13 protein-coding genes are annotated in these 14297 nt (G+C 50.8%); 8 read left to right on the forward strand and 5 right to left on the reverse strand.

The annotated features are described in order from the left end of the window. Positions 1–118 precede the first annotated feature (118 nt). The gene (locus BUB27_RS00420) at positions 119–928 is read left to right on the forward strand and encodes an HAD-IIA family hydrolase (RefSeq protein WP_200797030.1); all 810 of its coding nucleotides are present in this window, start codon (positions 119–121) and stop codon (positions 926–928) included. Positions 929–1286: 358 nt separating this feature from the next. On the opposite strand, the gene BUB27_RS00425 is transcribed toward BUB27_RS00420, so the two are convergent. From BUB27_RS00425 to BUB27_RS00435, 3 genes are all read right to left on the reverse strand, one after another. Beyond that, positions 1287–1817 carry a hypothetical protein gene (locus BUB27_RS00425; protein ID WP_143157567.1) on the reverse strand — a complete coding sequence of 177 codons (531 nt, stop codon included), beginning with the start codon at positions 1815–1817 and terminating at the stop codon, positions 1287–1289. Between the two features lie 2 nt (positions 1818–1819). Continuing rightward, entirely contained in the window at positions 1820–2089 is a 270-nt protein-coding gene (locus tag BUB27_RS00430; RefSeq protein WP_143157568.1) for a hypothetical protein, read from the reverse strand. 464 nt (positions 2090–2553) lie between these two features. Further along, positions 2554–3021: a hypothetical protein gene (locus BUB27_RS00435; RefSeq protein ID WP_143157569.1), complete on the reverse strand. Its 468-nt coding sequence runs from the start codon at positions 3019–3021 to the stop codon at positions 2554–2556. 714 nt (positions 3022–3735) lie between these two features. On the opposite strand from BUB27_RS00435, the gene BUB27_RS00440 reads away from it, so the two are divergent. Both BUB27_RS00440 and BUB27_RS00445 read left to right on the forward strand, forming a co-directional pair. Continuing rightward, a complete protein-coding gene (locus tag BUB27_RS00440) occupies positions 3736–4455 on the forward strand; it encodes a PEP-CTERM sorting domain-containing protein (protein ID WP_143157570.1) in 720 nt (239 codons plus the stop codon). A 445-nt stretch (positions 4456–4900) separates the two neighbouring features. Then, positions 4901–5617: a PEP-CTERM sorting domain-containing protein gene (locus BUB27_RS00445; RefSeq protein ID WP_143157571.1), complete on the forward strand. Its 717-nt coding sequence runs from the start codon at positions 4901–4903 to the stop codon at positions 5615–5617. A 124-nt stretch (positions 5618–5741) separates the two neighbouring features. On the opposite strand, the gene BUB27_RS00450 is transcribed toward BUB27_RS00445, so the two are convergent. Beyond that, entirely contained in the window at positions 5742–7259 is a 1518-nt protein-coding gene (locus BUB27_RS00450; protein ID WP_143157572.1) for a tryptophan halogenase family protein, read from the reverse strand. Between the two features lie 144 nt (positions 7260–7403). Between BUB27_RS00450 and BUB27_RS00455 the strand changes: the two genes are divergently transcribed. From BUB27_RS00455 to BUB27_RS00475, 5 genes are all read left to right on the forward strand, one after another. Continuing rightward, positions 7404–8051: an outer membrane protein gene (locus BUB27_RS00455; protein ID WP_143157573.1), complete on the forward strand. Its 648-nt coding sequence runs from the start codon at positions 7404–7406 to the stop codon at positions 8049–8051. 125 nt (positions 8052–8176) lie between these two features. Next, on the forward strand, positions 8177–8821 hold the full coding sequence (locus BUB27_RS00460; RefSeq protein WP_159434705.1) for an outer membrane protein: 645 nt from the start codon (positions 8177–8179) through the stop codon (positions 8819–8821). Between the two features lie 157 nt (positions 8822–8978). After that, a complete protein-coding gene (locus tag BUB27_RS00465) occupies positions 8979–9626 on the forward strand; it encodes an outer membrane protein (RefSeq protein ID WP_143157575.1) in 648 nt (215 codons plus the stop codon). Positions 9627–9863: 237 nt separating this feature from the next. Then, positions 9864–13364 (forward strand): DNA polymerase III subunit alpha, encoded by a 3501-nt coding sequence (dnaE, locus tag BUB27_RS00470; protein ID WP_143157576.1) that lies wholly within the window; start codon positions 9864–9866, stop codon positions 13362–13364. 6 nt (positions 13365–13370) lie between these two features. Next, positions 13371–13796 (forward strand): RNA-binding S4 domain-containing protein, encoded by a 426-nt coding sequence (locus tag BUB27_RS00475; RefSeq protein WP_143157577.1) that lies wholly within the window; start codon positions 13371–13373, stop codon positions 13794–13796. Here BUB27_RS00475 and BUB27_RS00480 read toward each other — a convergent pair. Further along, entirely contained in the window at positions 13791–14261 is a 471-nt protein-coding gene (locus BUB27_RS00480) for an AlbA family DNA-binding domain-containing protein (RefSeq protein WP_143157578.1), read from the reverse strand. The two genes, BUB27_RS00475 and BUB27_RS00480, sit on opposite strands and share 6 nt — an antisense overlap. Between the last annotated feature and the right edge of the window lie 36 nt (positions 14262–14297).

The raw sequence follows: 14297 nt of genomic DNA on the forward strand, positions 1-14297 counted from the left end.
CTCAAGCGAGGTCAGCTATCATGCGTAGCGGAAAAGCGAGCTCGTTACTCCTTTCCGCCAAGCCCAATGCGCGTAGGCACTCATAACGATATTAAACCAACACCCTACACATTAAGTAATGGAAACACCTAAATCAAACCGCGTGGGCTTTCTCTTGGACATGGATGGAGTCATCTACAAAGGCAAATCCGCCATCGAAGGCTCTGCAGCTTTCCTCGAGAAGCTTCGTGAAAACGATATCCCCTATCTCTTCCTGACCAACAACAGTCAGCGTACCCGCCGAGACATGGCGATGAAACTCCAGCGCATGGGCATCCCTGCCGAGCGCGAACAAATCTTCACCTGCGCCATGGCCACCGCCCGCTTCCTCTCCGAGAAGAAGCCGGATGGCACCGCCTACGTCATCGGTGAGAACGGTCTCGCAGCAGCTCTCCACCAGAACGACTACACCGTGGTGGATGATGATCCTGATTTCGTCGTGGTCGGCGAAGGCCGCACCATCAGCTTCGAGAACATCGAGAAGGCCGTGCGTCTCGTTTCCAACGGCGCTGCCCTCATCGCCACCAACCTGGACACCACCTGCCCGACCGACGCAGGCATCCGCCCCGGCTGTGGTGCCATCGTGGCCATGATCGAGAGCGCTACTGGCAAGAAAGCCTTCTCCCTCGGCAAGCCAAGCCCGATCATGATGCGTATGGCCCGTAAAACACTCGGCCTCCGTACCGATGAGACCATCATGGTGGGTGACACCATGTACACCGACGTACTCGGCGCCGTTCAGATGGGCTACCGTTCCGTCCTCGTCCTCAGTGGCCACACGACTGAAGAAGACATCAAGAGCTATGCCTATACCCCAGACCTCGTGGCCCCATGCCTGAACGCCATTCCGGATGAGTTCTTCATGCCAGCGGCTCTCGCCACCGTCTAGGTAGCCCTCTAGCAAATCCTTTTCATCTACATCATATCAGGAGCAGGCCACTCGTTGTCGAGTGGCCTGTTTTTTCTATGAATCGTGAGAGTGACGCATCCTTCATCATGCCTCAAATCCAAACTGCGCCGTTACTCCCCAACACAGCTCTTTGCAAAAACCAACCGAATTAACCCGAGGACCTTTCGACCAGAAACAATGAGCAAATTTGGACTACGCACAGATACAGAAGTGTGATGTCCCCTTCTCTTCTAGCACTCTCATGCAGCGTGCTTCCCAAAGAGTTCCAGGTGATGCTTCTCCGAATGGCCCTCAACACCCGCACACAAGTCCAGTAGTGTCGTCTGTTTATTATTAATTAATAATAAACAGACGACACGAGCTGCCTATCAAGCGCATAGTAACTATCTGACAGTCCGTACACTAGTTCATAGATACTCCTTTCAACAGGACGCCGTTTAACAGTTTTATCATCTGGACTATAATATTTCATCACATCACAGACGACAATCTCTTTCGACAAAGCTATCAGTTCTTTACTAACCTCCCGGTTGAGAACAAAGTTTTTTTGTTCACCCACAAGAACCAATTCCATCCCGCATACTTCCTCACTGGACCGCTGAATAAAATCGTAATCTGGCTCTAGAACCTCAATGATTCTTATCAGATTTTTGACTGACTTGTTAGTTGCGCCACTCGCATTCTGTATTAATTCATCATGCCAGAATGCCCAGCGATATAGAGGAGCTGATGCTATCATTCCAGCGCCCCCATCACCTTGTATTTTGAACAAAGCCTCAGCCCAGTCCACATCTCCGATGACATCTTTACCACCCAACTCTTGAATACGTGAACCGCGAATCCAATAGATAGACCTATCAGCTCCCATACTTAGAATGATTGAATAATGATATCATCTGCAGAGAAAACGAGATTCGACTGCTGCTGTTGAAGGGCTTGATTTAACTTCGCCACACATGCCGTCATGTCATAGGCACTATCATCAGCAATAACAAATTTGTATCCAATATTATTGTTTTGAGCTTTAATCATAGCAGCTGCGATTAGGTCGGCACCATCCATTATCTTGTTTGACACTGTTTCACTAAAAACAATAACAAGACAATATTTGAGAGAAAGGCAATCGGATTCATCTCTCATGGTCACTACACTCAGTGTGACGTGTTAGTTTTCAGTTAGCACGACTTTCGGTAGATCCAGACCAGGTAATATTCAGGCATATTCCCCCTGGCCCCGTTTGTTCACTCCGTCCATACAGGATCCTTCTAGCTAAGCCAAATAAATTGTCTGTCCTTTTATTAATCAAACAATTGGCCGGATGACCACAGAACATCAACCTAACAAATCCATGAATTCGTGTTGCAGCTTGAATGTTAATCCGCACCAAGCATTCTCTTCTCTTAAATTGTCTGTCTCTTTATTATGCTCCTTTATTATGAGAGCGACCAAAGGGCTATATCCTTCTAGGTGGTACGCCATGTCGGATATTATTCGGAACTATTTGAGGATGAGAAATTTTCTGGTGATCCTTACCGTAAGTTAACCTCCTCACAGGCAACTCAAGACCTTAATGTTTTGGCAAGCAATTTGGTGTCGAGTAACATCTAATAGTCTTGCATGTATTTCTTTTTTTCCTCGTAAGAAAGAATTTTTTTACCATGATAATCTTTCAGATAAATGGCTTGTGTTTGAGGAAGTTTTGAAAAATCACAATCGGTAAAAACTACCGAGTCCAGCTTGGAAGAAGAATCGAAAAAATCTGAAATATCAGAAACGGAGGAGTTACTAACATAAAGCTCATCAACTTTGCGAAAATCGCGAAGAGTCAAATCATCTGTGTGACAGCTCACATGAACGGCTAAATAATGATCAGGATCAGTCATCGGAACACCAAAAAACCTAGCTAAAGATGACCAAAAGTAGAAATCAGGGCTGTTGACTGAATGAATTTTTCGATCTGCATTCGGATACTTCATCCCAATAACCCAAGCTGGATTATCTAGCGTTATTTTAAATGTTCCAAATAGCAGTATTGAAACCATGGTAAAAACCACCCACTTTCTCCATGTCATTCTGATTTTCATTAACAATAAAAAGACAGACAATATTTGAGAGAAAGGCAATCGGATTCATCTCTCATGGTCACTACACTCAGTGTGACGTGTTAGTTTTCAGTTAGCACGACTTTCGGTAGATCCAGACCAGGTAATATTCAGGCATAGTCCCCCTAGCCCCGTTTGTTCACTCCGTCCATACAGAATCCTTCTAGCTATGCCTATACCCCTGACCTCGTGGCCCCATGCCTGAACGCCATCCCCGATGAGTTCTTCATGCCTGCGGCTCTCGCCACCGTCTAGGTAGCCCTTCAGCAAACCTTTTCATCTACATCATATCAGGAGCAGGTCACTCGTTTTTGAGTGGCCTGTTTTTTCTACCTGACTGGGCTTTCCATGAGGGACAATTCACGTATTTGTCGTATTTCGTGAAGAATTTTGCGCATTTTGTAATAAGTATTTACAGAGTACTCTCAAACTCGCAAAACCATCCTAATCCAAGCAAAATCAACGATTCCGACACAAGACTTACTGATAAAGATACCACTTGGTATTATCTATACAGTCTCGAATCCATAAAAGGTTACATAAAAATTAATTTTGGAGAACTCAATTTAACCCCCCTCAATGAACTGTGTTTTTGTGCATCATAGAGAGTGCACGTGCACATCAGAGTCATCTGGTGTGTTATGCGCACAATACACTCAATATAAACACTGAACAAACAACACTATGAAACTCCAATACTCACTCTTGGCGTCTTTAGTAGCGATGAGCAGCGTTGCTTCTGCAGCCTCTATCGCTATTAACTTTGCCGAGAACACGAACCAGCAATTTGCCGGAGGAGCAGCAATCGGGCCAACAGGCATTGATAGCTCCAATTGGAACTCCACCATTGACCGCGACTCAGGCACTCTCGCAACCGGCACGATGGGCAGCCTCATCGATGATACGGGCGCCACGACTACCTCATCCGTGACCTGGAGCTCGAACAATGTCTTCTATAATGCCGATGGAACTGGAACTGATGAAGCCAGACTAGCCGTAGGTTATCTGGACGACAGCACAGGCGTAACCGTGACTGTCTCCAATATCACCTACAGCACATACACTGCATACGTACTATTCACTTCTGACCAAAACGGTGACTACCAGCATGGTGAAATCACCGTAGAAGGAACCGCTCTTTTTGGCGGTGGCGACTTCAATGCACACGGACGCGTGACTGACGGCACAGGCTGGGTAGAAGCCGACGGTACCGTGTTTGGTAACTATGCAACAATCACAGGCCTCACTGACTCCACCCTTGATATCACATCCATCAGAAATGGTGCCGCCAGAGGCCCTATTACTGGTGTGATCATCGTGGATACGACAGCCGTTCCAGAGCCAACTTCTACGGCTCTTCTCGGCCTTGGAGGCCTCGCTCTCATCATGCGTCGTCGCAAGTAAGGACCTTTGAAACGAGTTAAAGATTCACCCGTAGCAGGATCTTCCTGCTGCGGGTTTTTTTGTGGCGTGCTCATGATACAGCAGGTCAAGTCACACTCTCTCAATCGGCCGTATTCCCTACTTACTCAGACTCCCTATGAGGGGCAATTTTCGTATTTATTCGTGATCTTCGAAAATAGAGTCACATTTTTTTGAGATACTACTGGATACCCGCAAACTAGCCCAACCGTCCTAATCCAATAAAAATCAACGATTCCGACACAAAGCAAACTGCGAAACCATAACTCAGTAACAAGTATACAGCGCCAAAGTCATAAAAGGTTACATAAAAATCACTTTTAAAAAAACTCAATTTAGCACCCTTAAATTACTGTGTTTCTATGCATTATAGAGAGTGCACTCGCACATTGGAATCAACCGATGTGTTATTCGCACACTATACTCAATGAAAACACTGAACAAATACTCCTCAGCCTTACTCGGGGCTGCAGCAAGCATTGGGATGGTTCAGGCAGCTTCAATCAGCGTCAACTTTATTGGCGGTGATGGAGGCAATGGAACCATCGACTCTGCGGCTAGTACTGGCCGTAGCGGATTCGAAGCCACCAATTGGAACAACGTTGGTAGCGAGTTAGGTACACAAAACGACCTGACAGACAGTGCTGGCCTGACCACTACTGCCGACGTTACCTGGAACTCAACCAACGTTTGGGGTGACGGAACCGCAAATACCGATGCAGCCGGAGGTGACCCAGCCGCTCAGCTGATTCGTGGTTACCTGGATGATGGCGATACAGGTGGAGGTACTGGTGTCACTTTTGACGTGACCAATATCACCTATGCCCAGTACTCCGTCGTTCTCTACTTCAGTACAGATACTGAAGGGGGTAGCTACCGCACAGCGACTGTGAACGGTAACACCTATGACACTACTGGAACCAAGAGCGTCTGGTCAAACAACCCGACCTTTGACGATACCAATACTATGGTCATTACCAACCTCAGTGGAGACCTCGATGTTGATTTGCTGACCCGTAACGGAGGCGACCGTGCCTCCATCTCTGGTTTCCAGATCATAGACACCACAGCCATTCCAGAACCGTCCTCTACGGCGCTTCTCGGACTCGGTGCCGTGGCCTTCATCCTGCGCCGCAGGAAGTAACCTCCCCATGCTATCAGGAGACATCTCTTGAGGCACGTTCATCCGCTTCAAGCAAAGCCGCATTCGTAAAGAATGCGGCTTTTTTACGCCCACTTACAGTAAAACTCCCTGCGCATGATAATGGTCAGCGGGATAGGCTACGCAGCTGCTTCCAGTAGCCAGCATCCATGAGCTGCTCGCGCACCTCTTCCATAGACATCCCCTTGCTGGCCACCTGATCAACCTGGCTCAAGTAAGCTGACCAAACATCCTGCTCGGCCTTACCAGCCTTGTAGGGTCTGGCATGTGGTACACGCATGCCTACCAAATGAGCATAATAACCCTGGACTCCAAATGGTGACTGCTCAGGGACCAAAGCTCTCCCCAAACTGGAAGGCCCGTTCTCTTGGAAAAAGGCTACCAGCTTTTCTATCGGGCCCAGTGAAATTTCTTCCTGGCAACGCTTCCAGAACGGAGTCTCTAACTTGTCGTTGAAACGATAGTGCATCGCGAGGAAGTCCCTGATCTCATCCCAAACACTGGCTACTCGCTCATTGTAAAGGTCACGCATCGTTGGAGTAGGCTCGCTCATTGAGTCCATTAATCCATCAGCCAGCCAGCGGGCCTGAAGGCAGGCACACATGATCGCGGTGGCCTCCAGCGGCTCTACGAATCCTGCCGCATTACCGATAGCAATGACATTATTCACCCAGACCTTCTCTCGGCGGCCTGAGCTGAACTTGACTTCGCGCACCTGCTTGATCTTCGGATTCTTTTCTAACATCTCTTTCTCCGCATCCTCCAAAGAAATGTGATCTGAGCTAAAGACATATCCACGGTTAATCCTCTCTGGATGGTCAATCCTCCAGCACCAGCCTGAGTCCATGGTCTGAGACACGGTATATGGGAGAATCTTTTCTCCTTCCTCTCTATCCCAGCCGCCTACTAGTGCCCGGTCACAAAACAGCGCATCCGCATAGGACTTGAAGGGAACCTCCATCGCCTTGCCGATAATCTCCCCGGCAAAGCCACTCGAATCGATGAACAAGTCAGCTTTCAGCACGGCCCCATTGGAAATCTTCAGGCCCTTCACATCTCCTGAATCCTCAAACACGACTTCCTCCACCTCATCATCCACCATATCGATGCCCTGTTGCTTGCAGGCTGTTTCCAGCCAGGCCACAAAGCGATGGTTCTCCAGATGCCAAGCCACTGAATTTCCGGGAGGTGGAACGTCAGCCTTCTTGTGTCCACGTGTAGGCAGGGCATTACCCTTATCCATCAGCGCACTCGGCAGATCAAAGCCCTCACATCGTTCACCGATGTAGTAGCCGGAAACTTTCTTTAGTCCAGGTATTGCCTGGACATGTAGGCTTTCTGTAAAAGGGTAGTCATAGCACTCACGCTTACCCCAGTCGAATCGTACGCCCAGCTTGTAGACAGGATCAAGGGCGCGGTAGACTTCTGCCTCATCCATTCCAAGGTAACGGTGCACGAAATCCACCACATAAGGCACCGTCCCCTCGCCTACTCCGATCACCCCTTTCTTGCTACTAGCCACGACTCGGACCTGGACCGAAGGACAGCGTTTACGAATCGCCAAGGCCGCGAGCAGGCCCGCGCTTCCACCACCCAATACCAATACCTTTTTAACCCTTTTCATGCTCTACTATTCCTAGCAATACACACCTCTGACTCAAGTACTGTTTTGCCTCTCAGGATGTCCATTTTCATGACCACCTAGCCCCTACCTTCAGCAGTTTACCGTTGATCTCCTGGAATAAATCTGACTAACATCCCTACTGTTATGAAAAAACATGCATTCGTTTTGCCATTAGTCCTCGGCCTCACCGCCTCCGCATACGCTGGTGACAGCTATTCTGCTAAATCCTCCAAGGAAGTCATCCCACCACCTCCATCATGCCACCTGCAGTGGTTCCTCGGAGCATCCGGTGGTTACCTGACAGACGCTGAAGAGGAAATGTACCACCTCCAGTTCGGCGTTGAGAAAGTGTGTCCAGATAGAAGCTGCACACATGCTCTCTATCTCGAACTCGGCTACACAGAACTCGATGAGAGCTATGCCTTCGATTTTACCGACAGCATCATCGATATCGATATGGATACGGAGATTATCCCGCTCACTCTCAACTACAAGTATGAGTGCAACCTGACAGGAAACCTCAACTGGTACATCGGCGCTGGCGCTGGTATCGCTTTCGTAGACACAGATCTCTCCGCTGAGGGACAGAGTGAAGGCTTCGATGACGAAGTCTTCTACGCCCAGGGTTTTGCGGGCCTCGTCTACAACTTCAGTGAGTCCTTCGAAATTTTCGGTGGCGCACGCTACATCTACATGGATGATCCGGACCTCACCGGTTTGTCTGAATTTGATGATGATGCCTCCATCGACGGAGACGTACTTGTCGAGCTCGGCGTTCGCTTCAACTTCTAGGGAATTCCCTCCCTCAGAGTGATTTTTTCAAGGCCCGCAACTTGCGGGCCTTTCTTTTTTTATGGAACTATCAAACAAATACTTATTGATCTTCCTAACACATTCTGCTTAATGATATGCTTGTTATGAATAAGACAACCCTCGCATTATCATTTATCGCATTAACAGCAGCAGCTCAGGCCGGTGATTACTATCCGATGCCCGTTCAAAAGCAGGTAGTCCCAGCCCCTGAATGTTCACTCCAATGGTTCCTGGGCGCATCTGGAGGTTATCTCACCGACTTTGATGAGCCAATGTACCACCTTCAGTTTGGTGCAGAGAAGGTCTGTAAATCAGCATGCTGCACGCATGGCTTCTATCTCGAGCTTGGCTATACAGAAACAGACGAGGATTATGGCAGCATTGTACTCAGCGATACCAGTTTTGACATCGGGTCTGACTCTGAAATCATTCCACTTACGCTGAACTACAAGTACGAGTGCTACCTGATGGATAAGTTCAACTGGTACATTGGCGCCGGCGCTGGTGTGGCCTTCACGGATCTCGAAGTCTCTGCCGGCCCGCTTGATGAGTCCGATGACGAAACCGTCTTCTATGCCCAGATTTTCACAGGTTTGAGCTATAATTTCACCGAACATTTCGAAATCTTTGGTGGCGCTAGATACATCTACATGGATGACCCGGATCTCACAGGGTTCAGCGATTTCGATGACACGGCATCCATCGATGGAGACGTCTTGCTGGAACTCGGCCTACGCTGGAACTTCTAACATTTCCTAGTTTTTATCACTAACACACAAAAGCCCATCCTTTGCCGGATGGGCTTTTTAGCTGATAGATTAGACACATAAACCATTATTCATCAAATGCTTAATGTAAGTTTAGTGGTTGCATTTTTTGTCACATTATGCTCTAAGTGACAGTGCTATGAAAAAAACAATACTTGCCTTACCTTTGGCACTTGGACTAACAGCCGCCACGCAAGCTGGTGAAGTAATGACTGCGAAGGAAGTGATTCCTCCACCGGATCCATGCCGCTTACAGTGGTTCCTGGGAGCCTCTGGCGGATACTTAACAGATGCTGAAGAGGAGATGTACCACCTTCAGTTTGGTGCGGAGAAATGGTGCCCAACACACTCACACGCACTCTACTTGGAAGTTGGCTATACTGAGTTTGATGAAGACTACGACTTTCTCGACACATCCCAGAGTACAGCCGTCATTCCAGGCGAATACGATCTGGATGTGGAAATCATCCCAGTCACCCTCAACTACAAGTATGAGCGTTCATTCTCCAACAACCTTGGTTGGTACATAGGCGCAGGTGCTGGTATCGCATTCGTTGACCTGGATGTTTCAGGCTCTGGCTTCAGTGAAGGCTTTGATGATGAAGTATTCTACGGCCAGATTTTTACCGGTCTGACCTACAACTTCTCCGAGTCCTTTGAAATCTTCGGTGGTGTCCGATACATTCTCATGGATGATCCGGACCTGACCGATTTTGATGACATCGACGAGCGCGCTTCCATCGACGAAGATTTCCTTGTTGAACTCGGTCTTCGCTGGAACTTCTAAGTTCCCCGCGACTATTTTCTATTCATACTAAAATCGATCTACCCGCACCAACTGGTGCGGGTAGATTGTTTCATGCCCCCACTGCAAAATATGGATATGCGATTCAATTTCTAGAGACTAGAAAAGCGATTTCCCGCAGGCGGCAGATCTCCACGATCTGGCGCCTGTTCTTTTTGCCCCCAAGTACCGCTGTTGGATTGCATCTTGTCCGGGTCTCCTGCACAGTGTCCCAGCACCATGGGTAATTCATTCGTTCATCTCCACGTCCACACCGAGTACTCGATCAAGGACTCCATTGTCCGCATCAAGGCACTGGCGGCCAAGGCCGCAGAAATGGAGATGCCTGCGGTAGCCATGACAGATCACGGCAACCTCTTCGGAGCAGTCGAGTTCTACCAGAACACCACCGGTGCAGGTGTCAAACCCATCCTGGGCTGCGAGATCTACCTCGCCCCCTCTACACTTGACCACAAGAAGGACATTCCGGGCCGCAAGCGCTCCACCCACCTCACCCTGCTGGCCAAGGACACCACCGGCTGGAATAATCTCACCAAGCTCGTCTCGGTAGGCCACCTAGAGGGGGACTACTTCGGCGAACCACGTGTCGACCGTGAGCAACTGCGCAAATTTTCCGAGGGGCTCATCTGCCTCTCCGGCGATGACAACGGCCCGATCCATGAGTGGCTTGAGAAGGGCGATATGGAAAAAGCCCGCGAACAGGTCGCTGAGCTCGTCGATATCTTCGGCAAGGAAGACTTCTACATCGAGCTAATGGACCACGCCGTGGAAGAGCAGTCGGAGACCATCCCTGCCCTCCGTGGACTGGCCGAGGAATTCGGCCTCAAGGTAGTGGCCACCAATGACGTCCACTTCCTAAACAGGGATGAGCACGAAGCTCACGATGTTCTCATCTGTATCGGTGAAAGCTGTCTTCTTCTGGACGAGGACCGCAAGAGCTACCCTGACCAGGTCTACTTCAAGACCCCGGAAGAGATGCGAGAGCTCTTCAAGGACATCCCCGGCGCGTGTGACAACACTCTGGAGATCGCCGAAAAATGTAACGTAGAGCTCGTGCTCGATCCCACCAGCTCGGAGAAATACCCTCAGTTCGAGGCTCCGGACGGCTCCCCGCGTGAAGAATATTTCCGCAAGGTCTGTTACGAAGGCCTTAAGATGCGCTACCCGGAAGACAAGGTCGACGAACTCTGCAGCATCCTCGATACCGACGTGGACGGTGTCTGGAAAATTCTCGACGAGCGCCTCAACTACGAGATCAACATTATTAACGACCTCGGCTTCGCCTCCTACTTCTTGATCACAGCGGACTTCATCATCTGGGGCAAGGAACAGGATATCCCGGTAGGACCCGGCCGTGGTTCGGCCGCTGGCTCGCTGGTGGCTTACGTGATGCAGATCACCGACATCTGCCCGATGCGCTTCGGTCTGCTCTTCGAACGATTCCTGAACCCGGAACGTGTGAGCCCTCCCGACGTGGATATCGACTTCTGCCAGACTCGACGCCCGGAAGTGATCGACTACGTGCGCAAGAAATACGGCGAACGCTGCGTCTGCCACATTATCACCTATGGTACCCTCGGCGCGAAGAGTGTGCTGCGAGACGTGGCCCGCGTAATGGGGGTCGGCTATGGTGACGCAGATAAACTTGCCAAGCTCATTGAGGCAGCGCCCGGCGTAAAACTACAGGGCGAGTACGACAGCAAGGAAGAGCTGCGAGACATGATCGAGTCTTCCTCTACCTACAAAGAACTTTGGAACTACGCGATCAAGCTGGAAGGCCTCACCCGTAACACCGGTGTCCACGCTGCGGGTGTGGTGATCGGTGACGGCGATCTCGACCGTCACGTGCCACTCGCCCGAGCCAAGGAAGGTGAAGTTGTGAGCCAGGCGGACATGGGTGCGATCACCGAGATCGGCCTGTTGAAGATGGACTTCCTCGGCCTGAAGAACCTCACTATCATTCAGGAAGCAGTCGACTTCATCAAGGAGTACGAGCCTGATTTCGACATCACCCAAGTCCCGCTGGATGACAAGCCAGCCCTCGCCCTCCTCAACCGTGGTGAAACCATGGGTGTGTTCCAGCTGGAATCCGGCGGCATGGTCGAAACCTGTAAGAAATACGGGATCGACAAAATCGAGGACGTGATTGACTTGTTGGCCGTTTATCGTCCGGGCGCCATGCAATACATCGACGAGATGATCGCGGTGAAAAAGGGCGTCAATAAGGTAAACTACGAGCACCCGCTGCTAGAACAAATCTGTGGTGATACCTACGGCGTGATGATCTATCAGGAGCAGGTGCAGAACGCTGCGAAGGTCCTTGCGGGATACACACTCGGTGGCGCGGACGTTCTCCGCCGAGCGATGGGTAAGAAGAAGCCTTCTGAGATGGCCAAGCAGCGCGAGATTTTCATCAAGGGCGCCAAGGAAACCAACGACATCCCGCCAGACATGGCGAACAAGATCTTCGACAAGATCGCAGGCTTCGCGGGTTACGGTTTCAACAAATCCCACTCCGCCTGCTACGGCCACATTTCCTACTGGACCGCTTATCTCAAGGCAAACTACCCGGTCGAGTTCATGTCCGGCCTGATTTCCAACGTGGCGGACACAGACAAGATCGGCGTCTTCATTGCCGAGTGTCACCGCATGCGCATCGAGGTACTGCCACCGGATCTGAACCGCTCCCAGCTGGCTTTCTCACCAGAGAAAATGCCCTCCGGCAAGATGGCCATCCGCTACGGTCTGGCATCTATCAAGAACGTGGGTGAAGGCGCTATGGCGCTTGCCATCGAAGAGCGCAACAAGAACGGCGAGTTTGAGTCCATGGACGATCTGTGCCAGCGCCTCGACACCAAGGTGGTCAACAAACGCATCCTGGAGAACCTGGTCAAAGCCGGCGCCATGGACTGGACCGGCGAGACACGTGCCGGTATGTTCGAGCGCATTGAGAACGTCATTGCCTCTGCCTCCTCTGCCCACCGTGACCGCGCGGCTGGCCAGGTGGCCCTCTTCGACAGCATCGACTTCGGCGCTGCACCGGAACCTGATGACACTCTCTCCGATATCGAGGAATGGTCCAAGGACCAGCGCCTTGAGGAAGAGAAGATGCTCTTGGGTTTCTATGTGTCCGGCCATCCACTGGATGCCTACCGCGGAATCATCGATGCCGAACTCTACACCCAGATCGGCTCCATCCCGGACCTCGAACTTGGCGACAAGAAGAAGCGCCACCGCCTCGCAGGCATGATCAAACACGTGGAACACAAGACCACCAAAGCGGGCAAGCCATTCGGTGTGATCTATCTGGAAGACTTCACCGGCACCACGGAAATCCTCAGCTGGAGTGAAAGCTACACTCCCGCACGCGAAGAAGGTTTGTTAGAGTCTGGCAAAGTCGTCCGCCTCATGGCGAACATCCAGGAAGACGACCGCTCAGACGGCCGCCGCGTCACAGGCTCCAAGATCGAAGATCTAACCAAAAAACGGACTCCGAAGAAGAACAGTAAGGGAATCAACCTGACCATCTGGACTACCCGCACCAGTGAGAAGGATCTGGATGAAATCCACTCCATCATTCGCAACAATCCGGGCAAGACCCCTGTGACTCTTCATTTCCAGAATACGCTCGGTAACCGGATTTCGCTCAATATCAGCGAGCACCTCAGCGTCCGCAAGTCAGCCCAACTGGAGAAGGACCTCGCCAAGTGGCTTGATTGATCATCCATGGAACCCACACCGTCCATCCGCATCGACAAATGGCTCTGGGCTGTGCGTCTCTACAAGACCCGCAGCCAGGCAGCCCAGGCCTGTAATGCCGGGAAGGTGAAGCGGGCCAACAAGAGCATCAAGGCCTCCACCCCAGTCAAAGTGGGTGATCACCTCGACGTTCCATCGAACGATGGAACCCACAAGCGACACGTCGAAGTACTCGAGATCCACGAAAAACGCGTCGGCGCCCCGATAGCCCGCGAGGCTTATACCGACCACACACCTAAGGAGACCTTGGAGCGAGCCAAGGAAGTGCGCGCCGAGAAACGCCTCAGCCGCATCCAGCGCAAGGAAGGCGATCAAGGGCGAATGACCAAAAAGCAGAGACGTGATTGGAAGAAGGGCCTCTTCTCACACAAGCGGGATCAAGACGCTCTATAGCGCATCCAGCATTTCCTGTACCTCTTCACGGCTGCACCGTACATCGCTACTGCGGATGCGTTTGTAGGTTCCACTGTAAGGATCGCCATGAATGTAGACCGGCTGAATGTCTGCCGAAGCCCCGGGCACACGGATGATCAGCATGGGATTCCCCGTCTTGGTCATCACTTGTACCAGATCCTTGTCACAGATGAGACGATGACTCACTACATTGCGGTCTCCGAGGCAATTCCAGAACTGCCCCATCACTTTCTCGATGTCCGGGATACCCACCGCGACATAGTGGGATTCACTGAGTTCCTTCACCCCCAGATAAATGGAACCGCCGCCACTATTGGCGAATGCGGAATAAGTTTCCCAGATGGAATCCGGTAGATCCCCACGGCCGTCCCTCCCCTGTGCCAGTTTCGCTTCGATTCTTCTGTTCTCTATAAAATCTGGTGGCAGCAGAGGATCCAATGTCATGCCTATCTACTAACCACTAAACCAGCTCTTGCAAAT

This window comes from Rubritalea squalenifaciens DSM 18772, from assembly GCF_900141815.1.
In the GTDB taxonomy this organism is placed as follows: Bacteria; Verrucomicrobiota; Verrucomicrobiia; order Verrucomicrobiales; family Akkermansiaceae; genus Rubritalea; species Rubritalea squalenifaciens.

Excerpts from the sequence above, each read along its gene's own strand:
- BUB27_RS00420 (WP_200797030.1), top strand. The coding sequence starts at position 119 with ATGGAAACACCTAAATCAAACCGCGTGGGCTTTCTCTTGGACATGGAT.
- BUB27_RS00425 (WP_143157567.1), bottom strand. The coding sequence starts at position 1,817 with ATGGGAGCTGATAGGTCTATCTATTGGATTCGCGGTTCACGTATTCAA.
- BUB27_RS00430 (WP_143157568.1), bottom strand. The coding sequence starts at position 2,089 with ATGAGAGATGAATCCGATTGCCTTTCTCTCAAATATTGTCTTGTTATT.
- BUB27_RS00435 (WP_143157569.1), bottom strand. The coding sequence starts at position 3,021 with ATGACATGGAGAAAGTGGGTGGTTTTTACCATGGTTTCAATACTGCTA.
- BUB27_RS00440 (WP_143157570.1), top strand. The coding sequence starts at position 3,736 with ATGAAACTCCAATACTCACTCTTGGCGTCTTTAGTAGCGATGAGCAGC.
- BUB27_RS00445 (WP_143157571.1), top strand. The coding sequence starts at position 4,901 with ATGAAAACACTGAACAAATACTCCTCAGCCTTACTCGGGGCTGCAGCA.
- BUB27_RS00450 (WP_143157572.1), bottom strand. The coding sequence starts at position 7,259 with ATGAAAAGGGTTAAAAAGGTATTGGTATTGGGTGGTGGAAGCGCGGGC.
- BUB27_RS00455 (WP_143157573.1), top strand. The coding sequence starts at position 7,404 with ATGAAAAAACATGCATTCGTTTTGCCATTAGTCCTCGGCCTCACCGCC.
- BUB27_RS00460 (WP_159434705.1), top strand. The coding sequence starts at position 8,177 with ATGAATAAGACAACCCTCGCATTATCATTTATCGCATTAACAGCAGCA.
- BUB27_RS00465 (WP_143157575.1), top strand. The coding sequence starts at position 8,979 with ATGAAAAAAACAATACTTGCCTTACCTTTGGCACTTGGACTAACAGCC.
- dnaE (WP_143157576.1), top strand. The coding sequence starts at position 9,864 with ATGGGTAATTCATTCGTTCATCTCCACGTCCACACCGAGTACTCGATC.
- BUB27_RS00475 (WP_143157577.1), top strand. The coding sequence starts at position 13,371 with ATGGAACCCACACCGTCCATCCGCATCGACAAATGGCTCTGGGCTGTG.
- BUB27_RS00480 (WP_143157578.1), bottom strand. The coding sequence starts at position 14,261 with ATGACATTGGATCCTCTGCTGCCACCAGATTTTATAGAGAACAGAAGA.